17 protein-coding genes are annotated in these 25619 nt (G+C 72.3%); 10 read left to right on the top strand and 7 right to left on the bottom strand.

Annotated elements, in window-relative coordinates; genetic code table 11:
• Positions 1 to 32 precede the first annotated feature (32 nt).
• From E1300_RS15580 to E1300_RS15535, 10 genes are all read left to right on the top strand, one after another.
• Positions 33 to 1850, top strand: coding sequence for a protein kinase domain-containing protein (locus tag E1300_RS15580; protein ID WP_131757711.1), 1818 nt, complete (start codon positions 33 to 35; stop codon positions 1848 to 1850).
• A gap of 181 nt (positions 1851 to 2031) precedes the next feature.
• Complete coding sequence (locus tag E1300_RS15575; protein ID WP_131757710.1) at positions 2032 to 3327, top strand: ABC transporter substrate-binding protein; 1296 nt, start codon at positions 2032 to 2034, stop codon at positions 3325 to 3327.
• Positions 3324 to 4262, top strand: a complete 939-nt coding sequence (locus E1300_RS15570) for a carbohydrate ABC transporter permease (RefSeq protein ID WP_131757709.1) — start codon at positions 3324 to 3326, stop codon at positions 4260 to 4262. The genes E1300_RS15575 and E1300_RS15570 overlap by 4 nt, the downstream gene beginning before the upstream one ends.
• A gap of 8 nt (positions 4263 to 4270) precedes the next feature.
• Entirely contained in the window at positions 4271 to 5158 is an 888-nt protein-coding gene (locus E1300_RS15565; protein WP_131757708.1) for a carbohydrate ABC transporter permease, read from the top strand.
• The gene (yicI, locus tag E1300_RS15560) at positions 5155 to 7449 is read left to right on the top strand and encodes an alpha-xylosidase (RefSeq protein ID WP_131757707.1); all 2295 of its coding nucleotides are present in this window, start codon (positions 5155 to 5157) and stop codon (positions 7447 to 7449) included. The genes E1300_RS15565 and yicI overlap by 4 nt, the downstream gene beginning before the upstream one ends.
• Positions 7449 to 8822: a GH1 family beta-glucosidase gene (locus E1300_RS15555; RefSeq protein ID WP_131757706.1), complete on the top strand. Its 1374-nt coding sequence runs from the start codon at positions 7449 to 7451 to the stop codon at positions 8820 to 8822. The genes yicI and E1300_RS15555 overlap by 1 nt, the downstream gene beginning before the upstream one ends.
• 24 nt (positions 8823 to 8846) lie before the next feature.
• Positions 8847 to 9854 carry a LacI family DNA-binding transcriptional regulator gene (locus tag E1300_RS15550; RefSeq protein WP_131757705.1) on the top strand — a complete coding sequence of 336 codons (1008 nt, stop codon included), beginning with the start codon at positions 8847 to 8849 and terminating at the stop codon, positions 9852 to 9854.
• 118 nt (positions 9855 to 9972) lie between these two features.
• Complete coding sequence (locus E1300_RS15545) at positions 9973 to 12966, top strand: glycoside hydrolase family 3 protein (RefSeq protein ID WP_131757704.1); 2994 nt, start codon at positions 9973 to 9975, stop codon at positions 12964 to 12966.
• Positions 12967 to 13025: 59 nt separating this feature from the next.
• Positions 13026 to 15839, top strand: a complete 2814-nt coding sequence (locus tag E1300_RS15540) for a beta-galactosidase (RefSeq protein WP_131757703.1) — start codon at positions 13026 to 13028, stop codon at positions 15837 to 15839.
• Between the two features lie 67 nt (positions 15840 to 15906).
• The gene (locus E1300_RS15535) at positions 15907 to 16719 is read left to right on the top strand and encodes a transporter substrate-binding domain-containing protein (RefSeq protein WP_165502853.1); all 813 of its coding nucleotides are present in this window, start codon (positions 15907 to 15909) and stop codon (positions 16717 to 16719) included.
• Between the two features lie 182 nt (positions 16720 to 16901).
• On the opposite strand, the gene E1300_RS15530 is transcribed toward E1300_RS15535, so the two are convergent.
• The 7 genes from E1300_RS15530 to E1300_RS15500 all read right to left on the bottom strand — a co-directional run bounded on the left by E1300_RS15530 (position 16902) and on the right by E1300_RS15500 (position 25573).
• Complete coding sequence (locus E1300_RS15530) at positions 16902 to 17912, bottom strand: LacI family DNA-binding transcriptional regulator (RefSeq protein WP_131757701.1); 1011 nt, start codon at positions 17910 to 17912, stop codon at positions 16902 to 16904.
• A gap of 45 nt (positions 17913 to 17957) precedes the next feature.
• The gene (locus E1300_RS15525) at positions 17958 to 19388 is read right to left on the bottom strand and encodes a GH1 family beta-glucosidase (protein WP_131757700.1); all 1431 of its coding nucleotides are present in this window, start codon (positions 19386 to 19388) and stop codon (positions 17958 to 17960) included.
• A complete protein-coding gene (locus E1300_RS15520) occupies positions 19385 to 20278 on the bottom strand; it encodes a carbohydrate ABC transporter permease (protein ID WP_131757699.1) in 894 nt (297 codons plus the stop codon). Before E1300_RS15520 ends, E1300_RS15525 begins: the two co-directional genes overlap by 4 nt.
• The gene (locus tag E1300_RS15515; protein ID WP_131757698.1) at positions 20275 to 21261 is read right to left on the bottom strand and encodes a carbohydrate ABC transporter permease; all 987 of its coding nucleotides are present in this window, start codon (positions 21259 to 21261) and stop codon (positions 20275 to 20277) included. The genes E1300_RS15520 and E1300_RS15515 overlap by 4 nt, the downstream gene beginning before the upstream one ends.
• A gap of 153 nt (positions 21262 to 21414) precedes the next feature.
• Positions 21415 to 22707: an ABC transporter substrate-binding protein gene (locus tag E1300_RS15510; protein ID WP_242619164.1), complete on the bottom strand. Its 1293-nt coding sequence runs from the start codon at positions 22705 to 22707 to the stop codon at positions 21415 to 21417.
• Between the two features lie 165 nt (positions 22708 to 22872).
• Positions 22873 to 23919, bottom strand: a complete 1047-nt coding sequence (locus E1300_RS15505; protein WP_131757697.1) for a LacI family DNA-binding transcriptional regulator — start codon at positions 23917 to 23919, stop codon at positions 22873 to 22875.
• 10 nt (positions 23920 to 23929) lie between these two features.
• Positions 23930 to 25573, bottom strand: coding sequence for a glycoside hydrolase family 13 protein (locus E1300_RS15500; RefSeq protein WP_131757696.1), 1644 nt, complete (start codon positions 25571 to 25573; stop codon positions 23930 to 23932).
• Positions 25574 to 25619: the final 46 nt, after the last annotated feature.

Raw genomic sequence — 25619 nt, 5'->3', positions numbered from 1 at the left:
TCGCCGGACGGAGGCGGGCATAGGCTTCGCCCATGTCCGAGATCGTCGGGCCGGGCGATCGCCTCGGCGACCGCTACGTCCTGGAGGAGCCCGCCGGGAGCGGCGGCATGGCGACCGTGTGGCGCGCCGTCGACTCCGTCCTCGACCGGTCCGTCGCGGTCAAGGTGCCGCGCGGCGACTGGACGGAGGAGTCCTCGCGGCGGCTCCTGCGGGAGGCGCAGGCCGCCGCCGGCCTGGCGCATCCGAGCATCACCGGCGTCTACGACTACGGCGAGCACGGCCGCGTCCCGTACGTGGTGATGGAGCTGCTGAACGGCGAGACCCTGGCCGCGCGGCTCGCCCGCGGCCCGCTGCCCTGGCGGGAGGCCGCCGGGGTGTGCGCCCGCGTCGCCGACGCGCTCGCCGCGGCGCACGCGGCCGGGGTCGTGCACCGCGACATCAAGCCGGCGAACGTCGTGCTGACGCCGGTGGGCGTGAAGGTCCTCGACTTCGGCATCGCGTTCACCGGCCCCGCGACCGGCGCGGGCGGCCCCCTGCTCGGCACGCCCGCCTACGTGGCGCCCGAGCTGCTCGACGGCGCGGAGCCCTCGGCCGCCGCGGACCTGTTCTCCCTCGGCGTCGTCCTCCGCACGGCCCTGCTCGGCGGACCGCCCTCGGCCGACCCGGCGGGGCTGGACGGCCCGGACGCCATCGCCGCGGACGTCCCGGCCGACGTCGCCGACCTGTGCCGCCGCTGCCTCGCGCCCGACCCCGCCGACCGCCCGTCCGCGGCGGAGGCGGCCGAGGCGCTGGCGTCCGCCGCGGGGATCGAGCTCGCGCCCTTCCCGCACGCCGCCGACCCGCCCCCGGCCGACGCGGACCCCCGGCCTCCCCGGGCCGACCCCGCCACCAAGATCCTGACCGCCCCCGAGGCGCTCGGAGCGACCGAAGCCGAGGCGGCGGAAGCCCGCGCGGCGGAAGCCGAGACCGAGGTCGTGGACGCGCCCGCGCCACCTCCCGCCCCGGCCGCGCCGCCTCCCGCCCGGGACGAGCCCGTCCCACCCGGAGCGTCCGGCACGACGGAAGCCGTGCCCCAGGAAGAAGCGACCGAGGTCTTGGACGGGCCCGCACTCCCGGTTGCCCCGGCCGCTGCGTCGCAGCCCGGAGCGACCCGCGCGGAACGTAGGGACCCGCGCGCGAAGGCGCTACCGTCGGCCGCACCCCATCCGAGCCCGCCCGGAGCGCTTGGCGGTCCCATGCAGGACGGCCGCCTGCCAGGCGGGACCCCGCTGGGCGCGAGCGGGCCGGGCAGTGGCGCGGCGGGTGAGGCGCACGCGGGTGCGGCCGTCCCAGGCGATGCGGGGCTGGGTGGGGGGTCGGCGCGGCGGCCGCTGATCATCGTGGGGGTCGTCGTCGGCGCGCTGGTGCTGGTCGGGGTACTGCTGGCGGCCCTGGCGCCGGACTCCTCGCGGTCGGCGAGCCCGGCCCCGCCGCGGCGGGGGCCCGCGAGCCCGCAGGCGAGCCCGTCCGCGAGCAGGACGGCGGCGGCGGTGCCCTGCCGGGTGTCGTACGCGATCAACGGCTCGTGGCCGGAGGGCTTCCAGGCGACGGTGCGGATCACGAACCTCGGGGACGGCGCGCTCGACGGCTGGCGGCTGGCGTTCACGCTGCCGGACGGCCAGCGGATCACCCAGATCTGGAACGGCGGCCAGGACGCGGATGGGGCCGCGGTGACGGTCACGGCCGCGGACTGGAACCGGTCGATCCCACCTCAGGGGACCGTGGAGTTCGGCTTCCTGGGCCACCGGGACGGCGGGACCGGCAGGCCCGAGCGCTTCACCCTCAACGGCACCGAGTGCCGCACCGGCTGACGCCGACGACCAGCGGAGGCGCGGTCGAGGTGGGAGCGCTCCCAGAACATCGGCGCTGGTCAAGGGCGTGATCGCGGAATTCGTGGGGAGCGGCCTATTGTGTCGTGGCTCACGGTGGGCTTAGCATCCCGGTCAATCGAAGCGCTTCGACAGCGCCTCCGTCCCACCCCGGAGGAAGACCATGTTCAAGACGGGCAGGAGCGCGGCGCTGCTCGCCGCCCTCGCCGCGGGATCCCTGGTCCTGGCCGCCTGCGGCGGCGACGGCGATGGCGACGGCGGCGGCTCGGGCGGCAAGGAGTTGCGGCTCTGGCACTACGAGACGCCCGACAGCGCCATGGGGCAGGCGTGGGCCGAGGCGATCAAGGAGTTCGAGGCGGCCCATCCGGGCGTGAAGGTGAAGTTCGAGGAGAAGGGCTTCGAGCAGATCCAGAAGACCGCGCCGATGGTCCTCAACTCCAAGGACGCCCCCGACGTCATGGAGTACAACAAGGGCAACGCGACCGCCGGGCTGCTGTCCAAGCAGGGGCTGCTCCAGGACCTCACCCCGGAGGCGACCAAGCGCGGCTGGGACAAGCTGGTCAAGCCGAGCGTCCAGGTCACCGCCAAGTACGACGCCAAGGGCACGATGGGCGGCGACAGGTGGTTCGGCGTCCCGAACTACGCCGAGTACTTGCAGGTCTACTACAACAAGGACCTGTTCGAGAAGCACGGCGTGAAGATCCCGACGACGTTCGCCGAGCTGACCGCGGCGATGGACGCGTTCGTCGCCAAGGGCGTCACGCCGATGACCAACGCGGGCGCCGAGTACATGGCGCACCAGTTCGTCTACCAGCTCGCCCTCGACCGGGCGAACCGCCCGTGGGTGGACGCGTTCCAGCGGTACACCACCAAGGCGGACCTCAAGGACGCCGCCTGGACGTACGGGGCGACCACGTTCGCCGACTGGGTGAAGAAGGGCTACGTCGCCAAGAACTCCGTGAGCCTCAAGGCCGAGGACGCTGGAGTGGCGTTCATGCAGGGCAAGTTCCCGATGATGTTCTCCGGGAGCTGGTGGTTCGGACGGGTGGCCAAGCAGGCGAAGTTCCAGTGGGAGACCTCGACGTGGCCGGGCGCGAAGATGACGCTCGGGTCGGGCGGCAACCTCTGGGTCGTCCCGAAGGGGTCGAAGAACAAGCAGCTCGCGTACGACTTCATTGACATCACGATGAAGAAGAAGGCGCAGGACGCGCTCGCCAACGCGGGCGGCGTGCCGGTCGCCGCGGACCCGGCCGCCGTCACCGAGCCGAAGACGAAAAAGCTGATCGCCGACTTCGACGCGATGGCGGGGTCGGACGGGCTGGCCTACTACCCGGACTGGCCGGTCGCGGGCTTCTACGACGTGTGGGTGTCGCAGGTGCAGAAGCTGATGAACGGCACCGCGCCCGGCGAGGTCCTCGGCAACGTCCAGAAGGCCTACGACAGCGGCCTGCCGAAGTGACCACGCGCGACGGCGGGGCGGGCCGGCCGCGGGCGGGGCTGCGGTCCCGGGAGCGGCTGGCCTACCTGCCCTACCTGGTCCCCGGGGTGCTGCTGTTCACCGCGGTCATCGGGGTCCCGTTCCTGATGAACCTCGGGACGAGCTTCACCGAGTGGTCCGGTGTCGGCAGCCCGCGCTGGGTCGGGCTGGACAACTACCGGGAGCTGGCGGAGGACGCGGAGTTCTGGGCGTCGTTCCGGCACAACGTCCTGGTCATCGTCGGGATGGCGATCGTCCCGACGGCGGTCGGGCTGGTGCTGGCGAGCGTGCTCACCGACGTCATCGACCGGCGTTTCGGGCCGCGGACCGCGGCGGCGCTGCGGGCCTGCGTCTACCTGCCGCAGGTGCTGCCGGTCGTGATCACCGGTGTGGTGTGGAGCTGGCTGCTGGCGCCGGAGAACGGCGCGGTGAACGAGCTGCTGGACGCGGTGGGCCTCGGCTCGCTCGCGCACGACTGGCTCGGCGATCCGGCGACCGCGCTGTGGAGCGTGCTCGGCGTCATGGTGTGGATGCAGATCGGGTTCCCGCTGGTGGTGTTCATGTCGGGGCTCCAGCGCGTCGATCCGTCGCTCTACGAGGCGGCGGAGATCGACGGCGCCGCGTGGGCGCGGCGGTTCTGGCACGTGACGGTCCCGCAGATCCGCCCGGAGATCTTCGTGGTGCTGCTGTGGACGACGATCGCGGCGCTGAAGGCGTTCCCGCAGATCTTCGTGCTGACCAAGGGCGGGCCGGGCGGCGCGACGAACGTGCCGTCCTACTACTCCTACGTCAGCTTCTTCGAGAAGACCGACGTCGGCTACGGCTCGGCGATCGCGACCGTGCTCACGCTGATCATCATCGCGCTCACCGTCGTCTTCCTGCGCGTGCAGGGCCGTGACCTGGGGGAGGAGCGTTGACCGCGACGATGACGAAGGCGAAGGCCCCGAAGGCGTCCGCCCGCGACCGGCGCGGGGCCCCGCGCGCGGCCCGCCGCCGCGGCCCGTCGGCGTACGCGGTGCTGGTGGCGCTGATTGCGCTGGCCGGGATCATGCTGATCCCGTTCCTGGTGGTGGTCGCGAACGCGCTGAAGACGCCGGAGGAGTACGCGGCGAACGGCCCGCTCGCGCCGCCCGAGGGGTTCAACCTGGACGGCGTCCGCGACTTCTGGGAGCGGGTCGACTTCGGGCACGTCCTGCTGAACAGCGTGCTGATCAGCGGTTCGGTCGCGGTGCTCGCCGTCCTGCTGTCGGTGCTGAACGCCTACGCGCTCGGCATCGGCCGGATCCGGGGGCGGATGTGGGTGCTGGTCCTGCTGCTGATGGCGAACACGCTGCCGCAGGAGGCGCTCGTCTACCCGCTGTACTACCTGTCCAAGCAGCTCGGCCTCTACGACACCCGGCTCAGCGTGATCATCGTGTTCACGGTGGTGCAGAGCGCGTTCGGCACGTACCTGCTGTCGTCGGTGATGTCGGCGTTCCCCCGGCCGCTGCTGGAGGCGGCGCGGATCGACGGCGCGAACCGCTGGCAGGTCCTGTGGCGGGTGGTCGTCCCGGTGGTCCGGCCGACGCTGTCGGTGCTGCTCGTGTTCTTCTTCGTGTGGACGTGGAACGAGTTCCTCATCCCGCTGGTGTTCCTCATCTCCAACGAGAACCAGACGGTCTCGGTCGCGCTCGGCGTGCTGCAAGGGCAGCGGCTGATGGACGCCACCATGTCCAGCGCCGCCGCGCTGCTCGGCCTCCTGCCGACCGTCCTGTTCTTCCTCGTCTTCCAGCGCACCCTGTCGCGCGGACTAACGGCTGGAGCCATCAAGTGAAGTTCAGCGACGGCTACTGGATGATGCGCGAGGGCGTGCACGCGGTCCATCCGGTGGAGGTCCTCGACGTGGACGCCGGGGCGGCGTCGTTCACGGTGCACGCGCCGACGCAGCGGATCCGGCACCGCGGCGACCTGCTGAAGGGGCCCGTGGTGACGGTGACGTGCGCGTCGCCGATGCCGGACGTCATCGGCGTGACGCTCACGCACTTCGCGGGGGAGCGGCGCCGCGGCCCGGACTTCGAGCTCGCCACCGATCCGTCCGGCGAGGTCCGTGTGGACGACGAGGCGGCGACGCTGACGTCCGGCGCGCTGTCGGTGCGGGTCGCGCGGGGCGGCGCGTGGGCGCTGGACTTCCTCGCGGACGGGCGGCGGTTGACCGGCAGCGCCCCGAAGGCGGCGGCGGTCATCGACACCGACGACGGCCGGCACTACGTCCGCGAGCAGCTCGACCTGGGCGTCGACCACTTCGTGTACGGGCTCGGCGAGCGGTTCGGGCCGCTCGTGAAGAACGGCCAGTCGGTGGACGTGTGGAACGCCGACGGCGGGACGGCGAGCGAGCAGGCGTACAAGAACGTGCCGTTCTACCTGACCAACGCGGGGTACGGCGTGTTTGTCGACCATCCCGGGCGGGTGTCGTTCGAGGTGGCGTCCGAGGCGGTCGCGCGGACGCAGTTCAGCGTCGAGGGCCAGTCGATGCGCTACTTCGTCATCTACGGGCCGACGCCGCGGGAGATCCTCCGCAAGTACACCGCGCTCACCGGACGGTCCGCGAAGCTCCCCGACTGGTCGTACGGGCTGTGGCTGTCGACGTCGTTCACCACGTCCTACGACGAGGAGACCGTCACGTCGTTCATCGACGGGATGGCCGAGCGGGACCTGCCGCTCAGCGTGTTCCACTTCGACTGCTTCTGGATGCGCGAGTACCAGTGGTGCGACTTCGCGTGGGACCCGCGGGTGTTCCCCGACCCGCCGGGAATGCTGCGGCGGCTGCGGGAGCGCGGCCTGCGGATCTGCCTGTGGATCAACCCGTACATCGGGCAGCGGTCGCCGCTGTTCGAGGAGGGGCGGGCGCGCGGCTACCTGCTGCGCCGCCCGGACGGCGACGTGTGGCAGTGGGACAAGTGGCAGCCCGGCCTCGCCGTCGTCGACTTCACCAACCCGGAGGCCCGCGACTGGTACGCCGAGAAGCTGGACGCGCTGCTCGACATGGGCGTGGACTGCTTCAAGACCGACTTCGGCGAGCGCATCCCCACGGACGTCGTCTACCACGACGGGTCCGACCCGGAGCGCGCGCACAACTACTACACCTACCTCTACAACCAGACCGTCTTCGAGCTGCTGCGCAAGCGGCGCGGTGAGGGGGAGGCGGTGGTGTTCGCGCGGTCGGCGACGGTGGGCGCGCAGCGGTTCCCGGTGCACTGGGGCGGCGACTGCGAGTCGACGTTCGAGGCGATGGGGGAGAGCCTGCGCGGCGGCCTGTCGCTGGGCATGTCGGGGTTCGGCTACTGGAGCCACGACATCGGCGGGTTCGAGGGGACGCCCGACCCGGCGCTGTTCAAGCGGTGGATCGCGTTCGGGCTGCTGTCCTCGCACAGCCGGCTGCACGGCAGCTCGTCCTACCGGGTGCCGTGGCTGTTCGACGAGGAGTCGGTGGACGTGCTGCGGCGTTTCACCCGGCTGAAGATGCGGCTGATGCCGTACCTGGCGGGGGCGGCGCGGCAGGCGCACGGCGAGGGGCTGCCGATGATGCGCGCGATGGTCGTGGAGTTCCCGGACGACCCCGCCTGCACGCACCTGGAGCGCCAGTACATGCTCGGGGACGACCTCCTCGTCGCGCCGGTGTTCTCGTCCGATGGCGAGGTGTCCTACTACGTGCCCGAGGGGACCTGGACGCACTACCTCACCGGGGAGCGCGTGCGGGGAGGCCGGTGGGTGCGGGAGCGGCACGGGTTCGGCAGCGTGCCGCTGCTGGTGCGGCCGGGCGCGGTCGTCCCGGAAGGGGCGGTGGACGACCGTCCCGACTACGAGCACGCCGACGGCGTCACGCTGCGGGTGTACGAGCTTCCCGACGGCGCGAACGTGGTCACCCGGATCGGGGATGGCGCAACCTTCACCACCGTGCGGGACGGCGCGACGGTCCGCGTGACCGGCGAGGGCGACTGGAACGTTCTGCTCGTCAACGCGCGCGCGGCGGCGGTCGAGGGCGGCGAGGCCGAGGAGCGTCCGGACGGCGTCCTGGTGAGGGCGACCGGGGCTGAGGTCGTCGTCACTTTGGAAGGGGAGAGCTGATGGGGTTCCCGGACGGGTTCCTCTGGGGCGCGGCCACGGCCGCCTACCAGATCGAGGGCGCGGCGGACGAGGACGGGCGGGCGCCGTCCATCTGGGACACGTTCAGCCGCACGCCCGGGAAGGTGCTGGACGGCGACACCGGCGACGTCGCCACCGACCACTACCACCGGTGGCGGGAGGACGTCGCCACGATGGCGCGGATGGGGATCGGCGCCTACCGCTTCTCCCTCTCCTGGTCGCGGGTGCTGCCGGACGGCGAGCCCAACCGCAAGGGGTTCGACTTCTACTCTCGGCTCGTCGACGCGCTGCTGGAGGAGGGCATCGCGCCGGTCGTCACCCTCTACCACTGGGACCTCCCGCAGGCGCTGGAGGACGCGGGCGGCTGGCCCGAGCGCGACACCGCCCGCCGGTTCGCCGACTACGCCGAGCGGGTCGGGCGGGTCCTCGGTGACCGCGTCCACACCTGGACGACGCTGAACGAGCCGTGGTGCTCGGCGTTCCTCGGCCACGCGTCCGGCGTCCACGCGCCGGGGCGCACCGACGCGGCGGCGGCGCTCGCGTCCGCGCACCACCTGAACCTGGCGCACGGCCTCGCCGTCCGGGCGCTGCGCGGGGTGGTGTCGCCGACCGCCCGGCACTCGGTCACGCTCAACCTGCACCACCTGCGCGGCGACGCGGAGGCGGTGCGGCGCGTGGACGCCGTGTCCAACCGGATCTTCCTCGGCCCGATGCTGGACGGCGGCTACCCCGTCGACCTGCTCGCCGACACGGCCGGACTGACCGACTGGTCGTTCGTCCGGGACGGCGACGCCGAGCTGATCGCGGCGCCGATCGACGTGCTCGGCGTCAACTACTACTCGCCGACGCTCGTCCGCGACTGGGACGGGGTGTCGCCCCGCGCGCACGCCGACGGGCACCGGCGCGGCGCGGCCTCGCCGTTCGTCGGCTGCGACGACGTCGAGTTCGCCGAGCAGCCCGGCCCGTACACGGCGATGGGCTGGCCCATCGACGCCACCGGGCTGGAGGAGCTGCTGCTCCGGCTGCACCGCGAGCACCCGGACGTCCCGCTCATGGTCACGGAGAACGGCGCCGCGTTCGACGACTCCGTGGACGCCGACGGCCGCGTCCGCGACGAGCGCCGGATCGCCTACCTGCGCGACCACGTCGCGGCCGTCGAGCGCGCGATCACCGCGGGCGCGGACGTCCGCGGCTACTTCGCCTGGTCCCTGCTGGACAACTTCGAGTGGGCCTACGGATACTCCAAGCGGTTCGGCCTCGTCCACGTGGACTACGCGACCGGCGAGCGGACCTGGAAGGACAGTGCGTCCTGGTACCGCGGCGCGATCGCGGGGCTACGATCGGCCGGAATCTGAACCGCTACGACGACGGGACGGTCCGTGGTCAAGATCACTGACGTGGCGCGGCACGCGGGGGTGTCGCCGAGCACGGTCTCCTACGTGCTCAGCGGCAAGCGCTCGATCTCCGAGGAGACCCGGCGGCGCGTCCGCGCGAGCATCCGCGAGCTCGGGTACCGGCCGCACGCCGGCGCCCGCGCGCTCGCGAGCAGCCGCTCCAACGTGCTCGCGCTGATGCTGCCGCTGCGCAGCGGCATCGCCGTGCCCGTCGTCATGCGGTTCGCCGTGTCGGTGGTCACCGCCGCCCGCCGGCACGACCACGACGTCCTGCTGCTGACGCAGGACGAGGGCGACGACGGGCTGCGCCGCGTCGCCGACAGCGCGCTCGTGGACGCGCTGATCGTCATGGACGTGCAGATGGACGACCCGCGGCTGCCGCTGCTGCGCTCGCTCGACCGGCCGAGCGTGCTCATCGGCTTCCCCGCGGACGCCGGCGACCTGACCTGCATCGACCTGGACTTCCACGCCGCCGGCGCCGTCTGCGTGGAGCACCTCGCCGGGCTCGGGCACCGCGAGGTCGCGCTGATCGGCTCGCCGCCCGAGGTCTACGCCCGGCGGACGGGCTTCGCGCAGCGCGTCGCGGACGGGTTCGGCGCGGCGGTCCGCGCGCACGGCATGACCGGCGGCGTGCACCCCTGCGAGGCGACCCCGGAGGCGGCGCGGGAACTGGTCGGCCGCCTCCTCGCCGAACGGCCCGGCCTGACCGGCGTCCTCGTCCACAACGAGCCCGTCGTGGACGCGGTCGTGCGGGCGCTGCGGAGCGCCGGGCGCCGCGTCCCCGAAGACGTGTCCGTCGTCGCGATCTGCCCGGACGAGATGGCCGAGCACGCCGAACCGCCGCTGACCTGCGTCGCCATCCCCGCCGAGGAGGTCGGCGGCCGGGCCGTCGACCTGCTCATGGGCAAGCTCGGCGGGACCGCCGTCCCGTCCGCCACCCTGCTTCCGCCCACCCTGACCCCCCGCGCGAGCAGCGCGGCGGCCGCCTTCTAACCCGAGAGGAGGACCACGGGCTCCTGGACGGCCCATCGTCGAAGCGCTTCGACAGTCCGAGGCGCGTCCAGATCGGGGGACAGCCATCCGGCCTCACCGACCGCACTGAGGAGACTCGATGCGCACCACCCGTCGGAACCACCGCCCCCCGGGCCGCCTCTCGCGGCGGCCCCTCGCCCTCGTGCTGGCCGCCGTCGTGGCGGCCCCCGTCGCCTGGACGGCGCCCGCCGCGACGGCCACCGCCCGCCAGGCGTACCCGTTCCGGAACCCGCGGCTCGGCGTGGACGCCCGCGTGAACGACCTGCTCGGACGGCTCACGCTCGACGAGAAGATCTCGCTGCTGCACCAGTACGAGCCCGCGATCCCGCGGCTCGGCATCAAGCGGTTCAAGACCGGCACCGAGGCGCTGCACGGCGTCGCCTGGTCCACCGACATCAACGCGGGCGGCGCCGTCCGCACCGCGCAGGGGACGGTGTTCCCCCAGTCCGTCGGGCTCGGCGCCACCTGGGACCCGCCCCTGCTGGCGAAGGTCGGGTCGGCCGTCGGCGACGAGGCCCGCGGCTACAACAGCGAGAACTCCGACCTGTGGGGCCTCCAGCTCTGGGCGCCGGTCGTCAACCTGCTGCGCGACCCGCGCTGGGGGCGCAACGAGGAGGGCTACTCCGAGGACCCGCTGCTCACCGGCCTGCTCGCCACCGCCTACGGCAAGGGGATCACGGGCGGCGACCCGGAGCACCTGAAGGCGGCGCCCGTCCTGAAGCACTACATGGCGAACAACAACGAGGTCCGCCGCGACCAGACGTCGTCCAGCGTGCGGCCGCGCGTGCGCGAGGAGTACGACCGGGTGCCGTTCCGGATGCCGCTCGCGGCGGACGCGGCGACCGGCATCATGACCTCCTACAACCTGGTCAACGGGCGCCCCGCGACGGTCACGCCCGACGCGGGCGGGGTCGTCCGCTCGTGGGCGGACCAGACGCTCTTCAACGTCACCGACGCCGGCGCCCCCAACAACCTCGTCGGCTCCCAGCAGTACTACCCCGACCTGCCGTCGGCGGACGCGGCCGTCCTCAAGGCGGGCGTGGACAGCTTCACCACCGACGACACCGACGCGTCCAAGACGGTGAACGCGGTGAAGGAGGCGCTGGCGCGCGGGCTGCTCGCCACGTCCGACATCGACCGGACCGTCCGGCACATCCTGTCCCTGCGGGTCCGGCTGGGCGAGTTCGACCCGGGCGGCGGCCCCTACGGGAAGATCACGAAGGCCGCGGTCGACACCCCGGAGCACCGCGCCCTGGCCCGCAAGGCCGCGACCGAGCAGACGGTCCTGCTGAAGAACCAGAAGGGCGCGCTCCCGCTCGCCAAGGGCGGGAAGGTCGCCGTGGTCGGGCCGCTGTCGGACACCCTCTACACCGACTGGTACTCGGGCGCTCTGCCGTACAAGGTGACCCCGCTCGACGGGATCAGGAAGCGCGCCGGGTCGGTCGCCACGAGCGAGGGCGCCGACCGGATCGCGCTCAAGGACGCGAAGACCGGCAAGTACATCGCGGGCGGCACGGACGCCGCCGGGGCCGTCCTGAAGACCGGCCCGACCACCGCCGACGCCACGACGCAGTTCGACGTCTTCGACTGGGGCCAGGGCGTCGTCACCCTGCGCAGCGCCGCCAACGGCAAGACGGTCGGCCGCTACAACTGGGGCGACACCTTCGCCAACGACCAGGACCAGCCGAACGGCTGGTTCGTCCAGCAGATGTTCAAGCTGGAGGAGCAGGACGGCGGCTACCTGCTGCGCTACGCGGGCTATGAGAAGGCCTACGACTGGGCCGACCCCGCCAAGACCTACGTCAAGGCGCAGGACGACGGGACGCTCGTCCTCGCGACCAAGGCCGAGGCCACCACCTTCACCAAGGAGGTGCTCAGCAGCGGCGTGGACGCGGCGGTACGGGCCGCCAAGAGCGCCGACACCGCCGTCGTCGTGGTCGGCAGCATGCCGTTCATCAACGGCCGCGAGGACCACGACCGCACCTCGATGGCGCTCGCCGAGGGCCAGTCCGCGCTGGTCAAGGCCGTCCGCGCCGCCAACCCGAACACCGTGGTCGTGGTGGAGAACAGCTACCCGACCACGCTGAACTGGGAGCAGGCCAACGTCCCCGCCATCCTGTGGACGAGCCACGCCGGAGCCGAGACGGGCAACGCCCTGGCGTCCGTCCTGTTCGGCGACGAGAGCCCCTCGGGCCGGCTCCCGCAGACCTGGTACCGCTCCGAGAGCGACCTGCCCGACATCCTCGACTACGACATCATCAAGTCCGACCGGACGTACCTCTACTACAAGGGCACGCCGCTCTACTCCTTCGGCCACGGCCTGTCGTACACGACGTTCCGCTACGGCAAGCCCAAGCTGAGCTCCACGTCCGTGGGCCGCGACGGCACCGTCACCGTCTCCGTCCCGGTCACCAACACCGGCACCAGGGCCGCGGACGAGGTCGTCCAGCTCTACACCCACCAGCGCACGTCCCGGGTGAAGCAGCCGGTGCGGCAACTGCGCGGCTTCCAGCGCGTCCACGTCGAACCCGGCCGCACCGCGACCGCGACGCTCCGGCTCAAGGCGTCCGACCTCGCCCTCTGGGACGTCACGCGCGGCCGGTGGGCGGTCGAGAACGCGACCCACGACCTGCTGATCGGCTCCTCGTCCACCGACATCCGGCAGCGCGCCGTCCTGGCCGTGCACGGTGAGACGATCCCCGCCCGCGACCTGTCCCGCACCACCCGCGCCGCGGACTTCGACGACCAGAGCGGCGTCCAGCTCGTGGACGAGACCAAGGTGCGCGGCGACGCCGTCGGCGGCACCGCGAACTCCTGGATCTCCTTCGCGGGCGCCGACCTCCGGAAGGCCCGCACGCTCACGGCACGCCTCGCGAGCACCGCCGCCACCACCGTCCAGGTCCGCCTAGACCGGCCGGACGGCCCCCTCGCGGGCACCCTGAACGTCCCGTCCACCGGCGACAAGTACGCCTACCAGGACGTCGCCACCGGGATCACGGCCACCGGCCGCCATGACGTCTACCTCGTGTTCGGCGGCGAAGCGCGCCTCAGCACGTTCTCCGTCACCGGATAGCCGAACAGCCCGCCGGCCCGCCCCGCCCCATGGGGCGGGCCGGAGAGAGGACGCTCCCCATGGGTGCCAGCAGACTCCTCGCCGCCGCGGCGGCCCTCCTCACCACCGTCGCCCTCCTCTGGACACCGCCGCCCCCGGTCGCCGCCGCACCGCGCCCGGCGGCCGTGCACAAGATCACGTACGACCGCTACTCGCTCTCCGTGGACGGCCGCCGCGTCGTCCTGTGGGCGGGCGAGTTCCACTACTTCCGCCTGCCGAGCCCCGAGCTGTGGCGGGACGTCCTGGAGAAGATCCGCGCGGCGGGCTTCAACGGCGTCTCGCTCTACTTCGACTGGGCCTACCACTCGCCGCGTCCGGGAAGCTACGACTTCACCGGCGTCCGGGACGTCGACCGGCTGCTGCGCCTCACCGACGAGCTCGGCCTCTACGTCGTCGCGCGGCCCGGGCCGTACATCAACGCCGAGACCACCGGCGGCGGTCTTCCCGCCTGGCTGAAGACCGTGCCCGGCCGCGCCCGCTCCAGCGATCCGAACTACACGCGCGCGTACCGGGAGTGGCTGGCGCACATCGATCCCATCATCGCCCGGCACCAGCTCACCCGCGGCGGATCGGTCATCGCCTACAACGCCGAGAACGAGTACGCGGCCAACACCGACGCCTCCTACATGGAGGACATCCAGCGCCAGGCGCGCGCGCACGGTATCGACGTCCCGATCACGCACAACCAGTGCTGCGACGCGTCCTGGACCCCCACCTGGGCCACCGGCCAGGGCGCCGTGCAAATCCCCGGAGTGGACGACTACCCGCAAGCCTTCGAGTGCCGCGAGCCCGACGTCTGGGGGACGTGGGGCGACGGCGTCACCGAGCGCCTCAGCCCCGACGCCCCCGCCTACGCCGCCGAGTACCAGGCCGGAGCGATCGACGGAAACCGCGCGGGCTACGACAAATGCCGCGAGCTGACCGGCCCCGCGTTCATGAAGGTCTACTACAAGTCCAACCTCATCGCCTCCGGCGCCACCATGTTCGGCTACTACATGGCGTACGGCGGCACGAACTGGGGGCGGCTCGCCCAGCCCAACGACGTCTACACGTCCTACGACTACGGCGCCCCGATCACCGAGAACCGGGGCTTGACCGCCAAGTACGACGAGTTCAAGCGGCAGGGCTACCTCGTCACCACGGTCGAGCCGCTAGCGCGGACCGACCCGTCCGCCGCGCCCGCGTCCGACAACGCGGCCGTCCACACCGAGGCCCGCGCCAACCCCGAGACCGGGACGCAGTTCGTCCTCGTCCGCCACGCCGACCGCAAGACGAACGCGGACGAGTCCGCCACCCTCACCTGGAACACCCCGGATGGCACGTACCGGCTCCCCGTCCGGCTGAAGGGCCGGGACGCCAAGATCCTCCTCGGCGGATACACGATGGGCGGGCAGCGGCTGGCCGCCACCACGTCCGAACTGCTCACCCACGTCACCGCCGACGGCCGCGACATCGCCGTCCTATACGGCACCGAGGGCGTGGCGGGGACGACCGTCCTGCGCTACGCGTCGCGCCCCAAGGTCAAGGTGCTCTCCGGCTCCGTGCGCGCCTCCTACGGCAACGGCGACCTGCGGCTCGACTACGCCCACCACGGCCTCGCCCGCGTCGAGGTCACGGGCGGCGGGCGGCGCCCGCTCCTTCTCCTGCTCGGCACGGACGCCGAGGCCGCCCGCTTCTGGCGCTCGGACGGCGTGCTCGTGCGCGGGACGTCCCTCGTCCGCTCGGCCGCGCTGCGCGGCGGCACCGCGACGCTGCGCGCCGACCTGGCCGAGGCGGGCGACGTCGAGGTCTTCGCGCGGGTCCGCCGCCTTCGCGTGAACGGCGAGGACGTCCCCGTCCACACCACCCCGAGCGGTACGGCACAGGGCCGCGTGGCCGGTCCGAAGCCGGTGCGGCTGCCCGCCCTCACGGGCTGGCGCGGCACGACCGAGGCACCGGAGGCGCAACCCGGCTTCGACGACTCCACCTGGACACCCGCGGACCACACCACCACCGCGAGCCCGATCAAACCGCCGCGCCCGCCCGTCCTCTACGCAGACGACTACAGCTTCCACCACGGCCACGTCTGGTACCGGGGCCGGTTCACCCCATCGGGCGCCGAGACGTCCATCAAGCTCAACGCGATCACCGGCAAGGGAGGCGTCTACCAGGTCTGGCTGAACGGCCGCTATCTCGGGTCGGCGGCGGGCGGCGAGCAGAAGGACGCCGACGCGCCGGTCAACACCGACCCCGGGCCCGGCACGTTCCCGGTGCCCGCCGGGCTGCTGCCCGCGGGCGAACCGGCGGTGCTGTCCGTCCTGGTCGAGAACATGGGCCACAACGACGACTGGACGGCCGACGACGTCCGGCAGAAGCAGCCGCGCGGGCTGGTCACCGCGAGCGTGGACGCGGCGTGGCGCATCCAGGGCACGGCCGCCGACGACCCCGTCCGCGGCCCGCTGAGCACCGGCGGCCTCTACGGCGAGCGGCACGGCTGGCACCTGGCCTCCACGACGCCCACCGGCTGGGCTGCCGCCTCACCGACCGAGCCCACCAACCCGGGCGTCCGCTGGTACCGCACGAACGTACGGCTCAACATCCCGGACGACCAGGACATCCCGGTCGTCCTCCGCTTCGGCGGCGGCTCGGGCCGCTACCGCGTCCTGATCTTCGTCAACGGCTGGAACATGGGCGAGTACGTCAGCGGCGGCGTGCAGCACGACTTCGCCCTGCCGAACGGCATCCTCCGCCCCCGCAGCGGCAACGCCCTGGCCCTCGCCGTCATCGCCGAAGAGACGGCGACGGTGGGTCCGGTGACGCTCGCCGCCGCGGGCAACGTCCGCACACCCCGGTAACCGCTGCCCGTCCGGACCGGTTCGTGGCAATCTAGTCACAGCTCCACCGGTCCGGATGGGAGGCTTCTTGCGGACGCGCCTGCTCGTCGCCCTGGTCCTCACCGCCTGCACCGCCCTCGCGGGCTGCGGGAGCGACAAGGAACCGTCCATCATGGACAAGGACACGCTCGTCGCCGGTGTCCGCCCCGACCTCCCCGGCCTCGGCCTGCGCCGCGCGGACGGCCAGTTCGAGGGCCTGGACGTGGACGTCGCCCGCTACGTCGCCGGACGCCTCGGCAAGCGCGTCCGCTTCGAGCCCGCGCTCGCCGCGGACCGGGAGCGGCTGCTCCTGGACGGCAAGGTCGACCTCGTCCTGACGTTCTGGGTCGAGCCCGAATGGAAGGTCCGCCTGGCGTTCGCCGGTCCCTACTACCTGTCGTACCAGGACATCCTGATCCGCTCCGGCGAGAGCGGCATCCGCGGCGTCCACGACCTCAAGGGCCGCAAACTCTGCGACGTCGCCGGCTCGGGCGCCGCCGACCAGGTCACCAGGGAGCGGCAGGTCGCCGCCGTCCGCGTGCCGGTCGCGAACTACGCCCAGTGCGTCGCCAAGCTGCAAAACGGCCAGATCGACGCGATCACCACCAACGACACGATCCTCGCGGGCCTGAAGCGCCAGAACCCCGCCGCCGCGTTCACCCTCCTGAACGTCCGCTTCGGCGAGCGCCGTACCGGCATCGGCATGCGTCCCGACGACCCGGACGGCTGCGAGGCCGTAAACAAGGCCGTCACGCAGATGTACCAGGACGGCACGATGCGGCGCCTCATGCACAAGTGGTTCGACGGCACCGGCCTCGACCTGTCCGACATAGCCGTCCCCCAATTCGAGGGCTGCCTGTAGCACGAGCCTGAACGATCACGAACCGCTACGTTGCGATCGCGTGCGAAGCCAAGTTCGAGCCTGCGAGAACTTGATCGCGCAGTGAGCCGCCAGGCGAGCCGGAGCGATGCAGCAATCGCCGCAAGGCCCGTTGAAGGAAGGCCCGCCAGGGCCTGACACCGAGGGCGATGCAATAAATACAGTTACGCGGATTCGCGGAGTACTAGGTAGGGCTGGAGGATCACTACTGGGTCCTCCAGGTGTTCGCCGCGGATGCGGGAGACCAAGAGGCGGGCCATCTCGCGGCCCATCTCGTCAGGGGCCTGGTGGACGGTGCTGAGCGGCGGGTCGGCGAGCGGCGCGGCGGCCGAGTCGTCGAAGCCCATCACCGCGACGTCGTCGGGGACGCGGCGGCCGTGCCGGTGCAGGACGCGCAGCGCGCCGAGGGCCATCGGGTCGTCGGCGGCGAACACCGCGTCCAGGGACGGCTCGCGGGTGAGGAGCTCCTCGGCGGCCGCGATGCCGCTGGCCTCGCCGAAGTCGCCGTAGGCGACGAGCTCCGGCAGGCCGGCCTCGGCGAGGGCCTCGCGGTAGCCGGCGAGCCGGTCGAGGCCCACCCCCATGTCCTGCGGGCCGGCGATCGTCGCGATGCGCCGCCGGCCGCCGGAGATGAGGTGGCCGACGGCCTCGCGGGCGCCGAGGCGGTTGTCGACGTCGACGTAGCTGACGGGGGACAGGCCCGGCGGCCGGCCGCCGAGGACGGTCGGCACGCCGTTGGCCTCCAGCTTGGCGGGCAGCGGGTCCTCGGCGTGCAGCGAGGTCAGGAGCACCCCGTCCACGTGCTGGGTGGTGAGGTAGTGCTCCAGCCGCGCGTACTCGTCGGGGGAGCGGGCGAGGGCGAGCAGGAGCTGGAGGCCGGTGTCGCCGAGGCCGTTGCTGATCCCGCGGATGATCCCGGCGAAGTACGGCTCGCCGAACAGCCGCTGGTCCGACTCGGCGACCACGAGGGCCACGGTGTCGGTGCGGCGGGTGACGAGCGTGCGGGCCGCGCGGTTCGGCACGTACCCGAGCTCGTCGATCGCCTTCAGCACCGCCTCGCGGGCCTGCGCGCTCACCCGCGGCGACCCGTTGACGACGCGCGAGACCGTGCCGCGGCCGACCCCGGCCCGCGCGGCGACCTCCTCCAGGGTCGGGCGCAAGCTCCTGCCCGTCATTCGGCCCCCTTCTCCCCATGCCCTCCGCCGCGCTCCAGGAGCAACCTAGTGCTGCCCCGGCAGGCCGCCCTGGCGGATGACCTCGGCGTACCAGCGCGCGCTGTCCTTGGGCACCCGGCGCTGCGTGGCGTAGTCGACGTGGATCAGCCCGAAGCGCTTGGAGTACCCCCACGCCCACTCGAAATTATCCAGCAGCGACCACGTGAAGTAGCCCCGAAGCGGTACGCCGGCGGCGATGGCCTCGTGGCACGCCCGGAGGTGCGCGTCGAGGTAGGCGATGCGGTCCGGGTCCTGGACCGTGCCATCCCCGTCCGGTTCCTCGTCGTAGCCGGCGCCGTTCTCGGTCACGTACAGCGGGACGGCCGGGTACTCCCGGTGCAGCCGGACGAGGATCTCCGACAGGCCGCTCTCGTCGATCTCCCAGCCCATCCCGGTGACGGGACGGCCCGCGGGCACGAAGCGGACGTGCTCGCTGCCGACCCACGGGGAGTGGGACGAGAACGGCGAGGACGCCGTCTGCGCCGCCTCGCCGGGCGTCCCGGCGACGGTGTGCCGGGCGTAGTAGTTCACGCCGAGCTGGTCGAGCGGCTGGTGGATCATGGCGAGGTCGTCGGGGTCCGGGTCGAAGCCGTGCCGCGCGGTGTCGGCGAGGACGTCGTCCGGGTAGCGGCCGAGCAGCAGCGGGTCGAGGAACAGCCGGTTCTGGAGGCCGTCGATGCGCCGGGCGGCGTCGGCGTCCGCGGGGTCGGCGGTCGCCGGGGACACCGCGTACAGGTTGACGGCCGCGCCGAACTGGTTCCCGGGGGTGCGGGACCGCATCGCCTCGACGGCCAGCCCGTGCCCGAGCATCAGGTGGTGGGCGGCGAGGAGCGACGCGGACGGCTCGCGGCGGCCGGGCGCGTGCTCGCCGGACGCGTAGCCGAGGAACGCCGCGCACCACGGCTCGTTCACCGTCGTCCAGTGCCGGACGCGGTCGCCGAGCGCCTGGTGGACGCAGTCGGCGTACTCGGCGAACCGGTGCGCGGTGTCCCGCTCGGGCCAGCCGCCCGCGTCCTCCAGGGGCTGCGGCAGGTCCCAGTGGTAGAGCGTCGGCCACGGCTCGATCCCGGCCTCAAGCAGCGCGTCCACGAGGCGGCGGTAGAAGTCGAGCCCCGCCTCGTTGTACGCGCCGGCCCCCGCGGGCTGCACCCGGGACCAGGAGATCGAGAACCGGTACGACGTCAGCCCGAGGCCGGCCATGAGCCCGACGTCCTCGGGGAACCGGTGGTAGTGGTCCACGGCGACGTCCCCGGTGTCGCCGCCGAGCACCTTGCCGGGCGTCCGGCAGAAGGTGTCCCAGATGGACGGGCCGCGGCCGTCCTCGGTGGCGGCGCCCTCGATCTGGTAGGCCGCGGTCGCGGCGCCCCAGCGGAATCCGGCGGGGAACGGCGCGGCGGGGCGGCCGACCGCGCTGGTGTCGTCCTGTACTGAGGTCACGCCTTCACCGCACCTTCCATGATTCCGCCGATGATCTGGCGGCCGAACACGATGAACACGACGAGCAGCGGCAGGATCGCCAGCGTGGTGCCGGCGAACATGAGCGTGTAGTCCTTGAAGTAGGCGTTCGCGAGGTTGTTGATGGACAGCTGGACGGTCGGGTTCTCCGGGTTGAGCACCGCCAGCGGCCACATGAACTCGTTCCAGGTCTGCATGAACGTGAACAGGCCGAGGACGCCCGCGGCGGGGCGCAGCGCGGGCAGCACGACGCGCCAGTAGATGCCGAACGTCGTGCAGCCGTCCACGCGGGCGGCCTCGATCAGCTCGTCCGGGACGGCCTGGTCGGCGTACTGCCGCATCATGAACACGCCGAACCCGGTCACGAGGAACGGGACGATCACCGCCTGGAGGTGGTTCTGCCAGCCCAGCTTCACCATGATCATGTAGAGCGGGATGATGCCCATCTGCACCGGGATCATCATGGTCGCGATGATCGTGAGGAGCAGGGCGTTCTTGCCGCGGAAGCGGAGCTTGGCGAACGCGAACCCGGCGAGCGAGGCGAAGAACACCGTCGAGACCGTCACCGCGGACGAGGCGATCGCGGAGTTCAGCAGGCCCTTGGCGAAGTAGGCGTCGGGGTTGTCGAACAGCCGGCCGACGTTGTCGCCGAGGTGGCCGCCCGGGAGCACCGGCGGCGGGACGTCCGCGACGACGTCGTTGGTGCGGGTCGCGACGACGATCATCCAGTAGATCGGGAAGACCGACAGCGCCACCGCGACGACGAGCGTCAGGTAGGTGAGCGGGCTGGCCTCCCACAGGCCGCGGAAGCGGCCCTCGCGGCGGCGCCCGTGCCGCCCCTCGGTGCCGGGACGGGCGAGGAGCGTGGTCACTTGGTGCCTCCCGCGCGGCGCACGAACGCGAAGTTGATCAGAGAGAAGACAATGATCATCACGAACAGCGCCCACGCGATCGTGGCGCCGTAGCCGTACCGGTCGTGGCCGAAGGCGTTGTCGAACATGTACATCGTGATGGTCTGGAACTGGTGCAGCGAGCCGCCGTCCATCTTGTTCGGCGTGCCGACGCTGAACAGCACGGGCTCGGTGAACAGCTGGAGCCCGCCGATCGTCGAGATGATCACCGTGAAGATGATCGTGGGGCGCAGCATCGGCACGGTGATCTGCCAGAACTGCCGGATCCGGGACGCCCCGTCGATCGCGGCGGCCTCGTACAGGTCCTTGGGGATCGCCTGCATGGCGGCCAGGTAGATCAGCGCGTTGTAGCCGATCCAGCGCCAGTTCACCATCGCGGCGATCGCGATCCACGACCAGCCGCGGCTCACCGACCAGTCGATCTTGCCGATGCCGACCAGCCCGAGCGCCCAGTTGACGAAGCCGAAGTCGTGGTCGAAGAGCTGGGTGAACACGATCGCGACCGCGGCGGTCGAGGTGACCAGCGGCGCGACCATCCCGATCCGGAACAGCGTCGGCATCCGCATCCGCCGGTTCAGCGCGTTCGCGACGAACAGCGCGACGAGCAGCTGCGGGACGGTCGCCACGACGAAGATGCCGAGCGTGTTGACCGTCGCGTGCCAGAAGTCCGGGTCGGACAGCAGGTAGTCGTAGTTGTCGAGGCCGACCCACTCGCGCTTGCCCGAGGCCAGCTCCCAGTCGTGCAGGGAGACCCAGAGCGTGTAGACGAGCGGGAACGCGCCGAAGATCAGGAAGACGATGTAGAACGGCGAGATGAAGGCGTACGGGGCGCCCTTGACGTCGAGCCTCGCCAGCCGGGCCCGCCACGCCGGACGCCGCCGGGGCGGGGGCTGCGCCGGCGCGGCCTGCGGGCCGTTCCGGCTGGGGCGCAGATCGGTGGTCATGCGCCTCCTTTCCAGGGCGGAGCGCTCGGGGGTGGGGCGAGCGCGCCGGAGGTCGGTGCTTGGGGGAACGGCGGCGGCGCCCGCCGGGAGGTAGGAGCGCGGCGCCGCCGCCGTGGTCGCGCGGCCCGGGGTCGCCGGGAAACGCAGGCTTCGTTACCGGGCGGCCTTCTTCGCCTCGTCGACGGCCTTGCTCCAGGCGTCCTCCGGCTTGGTCTTGCCCTGGCCGACCGAGATCAGGACGTTCTCGACCGCCTGCCGGACGTCCTCGTTCTTCGGGCCGAGGTAGACGGGCTTCACCTGGGCGGCCATGTCACCGAAGATCTGGCCGGTCGGGGCGTCGCTGAAGTAGGCGCTCTTCGCGCCCGCGACCGCCGGGTCCTTCGCGGCCTGCGGCGAGGACGGGAAGGTGTTCTTGTCCTTGTAGGCGCCCACCTGGCCCTGCGGCGAGGACAGGAACTTCGCGAGCTCCGCGGCCTCCTTCGCGTGCTTGGTCTGCTTCGGGACGGCGAGCCACGAGCCGCCCCAGTAGCCGCTGCCGCCGGGCGTCGCGGCGACGTCCCACTTCCCCTTGCCGTAGTCGCCGGAGAACTCCTCGATGCCGCCGAGCATCCAGGACGGGCAGGGCAGCGTGGCGAAGGTGTCCCGCTTGAGCGCCGTCTGCCACGGCGGCGTGAAGATCGACATGTCGGCGGTGAGCTTGGCCTGCTCGAACTTCAGCGCCGTGTCGTAGGCCTGCTTGACCGCGGGGTTGCTGTCGAAGACGAGGTTGTTGCTCTTGTCGAAGTAGCTGTAGCCGGGGCCGTTCCCGGCGTTCTGCAGAACGGTCGCGCGCAGCACGGCGGTCGGGCCGTCCAGCCACTTGGTGCCGGGCACCTTCTGCTGGAACTTCTGCCCGGTCGACAGGAACGCGTCCCACGTCGTCCAGAGCTTGCCGACCTCGGTGCGGTCGGTCGGCAGCCCCGCCTTCTTGAACAGGTCCTTGCGGTAGCACATGCCGAGGGGCCCGATGTCGGTGCCGAGGCCGACGAGCTGCTTGCCGTCCGGGGTGACGCCCATCTGCCACTTCCACGGCAGGAAGTTGCCCTGGAGGTCCTTGCCGCCGTAGTCGAAGAGGTTCAGGAACTTCGAGCTCTGCTGCATGTAGAGGGGCAGGATGCCCTCCTCCAGCGCGACGACGTCGCCGGCGCCGCTGCCCGTCGCGATCCACTGCTGGATGCGCGGCTTGTACTCGTCGAGCGTGGAGACCTTCCGCTGCTTGATCTTCACATTGGGGTGGGACGCCTCGTACTGCTTGTAGAGCTGGTCGTAGCCGAACTCGCCGAAGACGTCGACGGTGAGCGAGACCGGCCCGGAGCCGCTGTCGTCGCCGTCGTCGTCCCCGCCGCAGGCGGCCGCGAGGCCGCCGACGAGCATCGCCGCCATCGCCGTGCTCAGTCCGCGCCGCATGATGGCCCTCATCGCGGACCCCTCTCAGGTCGTGTCGTGCCGTGGGTGGGATGTGTGTGGGAGCGCTCCCACGAATGGAAGACCGTGAGCCGGGTCACTGTCAATGCGCCGAAACCCAACCGTTACCTGAAAGGCGGCGCCCCCGGGCCCCTCCTCAGGTCTCCCTCAGGCCTCGCTGACGGGCGTCAGCCGCGCCGCGGCGGGCGCCGGCGCGGTGGACCGCCGGACGACCAGCTCGGGCCGGAACAGCAGCTCGGTGCGGGGCGCGGGGGCGCCGCGGATCTCGTCCAGGACCGTGCTGACCGCGGCCATGGACATCTCCCGCACCGACTGCCGGACGGTCGTCAGCGGCGGGTCGAGGTAGGCGGTGAGCAGCGAGTCGTCCATGCCGGTGACGGACACGTCCTCGGGGACCCGCAGGCCACGCGCCCGCGCCGCGCGGATCGCGCCGAGCGCCATGATGTCGTTGCCGCCGCAGATCGCGGTGCAGCCCGCGTCGAGCAGCCGGGACGCCGCCGCCTGCCCGCCCTCGACCGTGTACATCGTGTTGACGACGAGCGCGTCGACCTCGTCCGGCGGGAGACCGGTGTGCGCCGCCATCCCGCGCCGGAACCCCTCGGTCTTGCGCCGCGTCGGCACGTACACGTCCTGGCCGATCGCGAGCCCGATCCGCCGGTGGCCCATTGCGGCCAGATGCGCGACCGCCGCCTCCAGCGACGCGACGTCGTCGTTGGAGATGAACGGCGCGTCGATGTCGGCGCGGTACCCGTTGATCAGGACGATCGGCAGCGCCTGCTCCAGCAGCCGCCGGTACCGGGCGCGGTCGGAGCGCGCGTTGGCGTGCAGCCCGTTCACGAAGATGATCCCGGCGACGCCGCGCTCCAGCAGCATCTCGATGTACTCGTCCTCGGCGACGCCGCCCGGCGCCTGCGAGCACAGCACCGCCATGTACCCGTGCCGGGCCAGCGCGCTCTCGATGACCTCGGCGAACGCCGGGAAGATGGGGTTGGTGAGCTCGGGGATGATGAGCCCGATCAGCCCGGCCCGCTGCTGGCGCAGCCGGGCCGGGCGCTCGTAGCCCAGCACGTCCAGGGCGGTCAGCACCGCCTGGCGCGTGGTCGGGGACACGCCCGGCTTGCCGTTGAGGACCCGGCTCACCGTCGCCTCGCTCACCCCGGCGTGGGCGGCGATGTCCGCCAGGCGCGTCGTCATGGGTTTCAAGTTATCTCTCCTCGGCGTCCCACCACAGTGCGGTGTCCGGGGGCAACGCGACGCAGTCGCCGTCCGCGCGGACCGGCCCGCTCGCGAGGAGCGGCGCCCCGCGAACGGGGATCCGGACCGTGCGGTCGCCCATGTTCACGGCGCACGCGAGGGACCGGCCGGTGCCGTCGGGGGAGGTCTCCCGGACGAAGAACAGTGTGCCCGGCGGGCCGACCAGCCAGCGCAGCGTCCCGTCGCCGAGCGCGGGATGCTCTCGCCGCACGCGCAGCGCCTCCCGGTACAGCGCGAGCATCGAGTCCGGGTCCGCCGACTGCGCGGCGACGGTCAGGTCCCGCCAGGCCGGCGGGATCGGCAGCCACGTCGCGGCGTTCGGGCCGAACCCGAACGGCGGCTCGTCGCCCTCCCACGGCATCGGGACGCGGCAGCCGTCCCGGCCGGAGTCGGCGCCGCGCTCGCGCTGCGGGTCCATCTGGAACTCCTCCGGCAGGTCGAGGACCTCCGGCAGGCCGAGCTCCTCGCCCTGGTAGACGTACGCCGAGCCGGGCAGCGCGAGCGTCAGCAGCGCGGCGGCGCGGGCGCGGCGCAGCCCGCCGGGGCCGCCGCCGTACCGGGTGACGTGCCGCTTGACGTCGTGGTTCGACAGCACCCAGGTGGCGGGCGCACCGACCTCCCCGGCGGTGCGGAGGGTCTCCTCGATGACGTCCCGCATCCGGGACGCGTTCCACGGCGCGGTCAGGTAGTGGAAGTTGAACGCCTGGTGCAGCTCGTCCGGGCGGGTGTAGCGCGCGAGCCGCTCGGGCGTCGGCGCCCACGCCTCCGCGACGGCGATCCGCTCCCCGTCGTAGGAGTCGAGGAGCCGCCGCCACGCCCGGTGGACGTCGTGGACGGCGTCCTGGTCGAAGTACGGCAGGACGGCCGTGCCGAGCATCTCGACCTGGCCGGCGTGGCCGACGTCCGGCAGGCCGGGCGCCTTCGCCATGCCGTGCGCGACGTCCACCCGGAAGCCGTCCACGCCGAGGTCGAGCCAGAACCGCAGGATGTCCTCGAACTCGGCGTGGACCTCGGGGTTCTCCCAGTTCAGGTCGGGCTGCTGCGGCGCGAACAGGTGCAGGTACCACTGCCCGTCCGGCAGCCGCGTCCAGGCGGGTCCGCCGAACACCGACTCCCAGTCGTTGGGCGGTTCGGCGCCGTCCGGGCCCTTCCCGTCCCGGAAGACGTACCGCGCGCGCTCGGGGGAGCCGGGCGCGGCGGCGAGCGCGGCCTGGAACCAGGCGTGCCGGTCGGACGTGTGGTTCGGGACCACGTCCACGATGACGCGCAGGCCGTGGGCGTGCGCGTCCTCGACGAGCCCGCGGGCGTCGGCGAGGGTGCCGAACATCGGGTCGACGTCGCGGTAGTCCGCCACGTCGTAGCCGAAGTCGGCCATCGGCGACACGTAGAACGGCGTCAGCCAGACCGCGTCGACGCCGAGCCCCGCGAGGTAGGAGAGCCGGGCCCTGATGCCCGGCAGGTCGCCGACGCCGTCGCCGCTGGAGTCGGCGAAGCTGCGCACGTACACCTGGTAGATGACGGCGTCGCGCCACCAGCGGGTGGCGTCCCCGGCGGAACCGCGTGCGGCGGGAACGGCGAGGGTGTCCTGCGTCATGAACGTCCTTCGGGTCGGAAGCGGGTAGGACGGGAGCGTCGTACCC

Origin of the sequence: Actinomadura fibrosa (genome assembly GCF_900659615.1) — a bacterium.
Classification (GTDB): domain Bacteria; phylum Actinomycetota; class Actinomycetes; order Streptosporangiales; family Streptosporangiaceae; genus Spirillospora; species Spirillospora fibrosa.
This window is presented reverse-complemented; position numbering and strand designations above follow the sequence as displayed.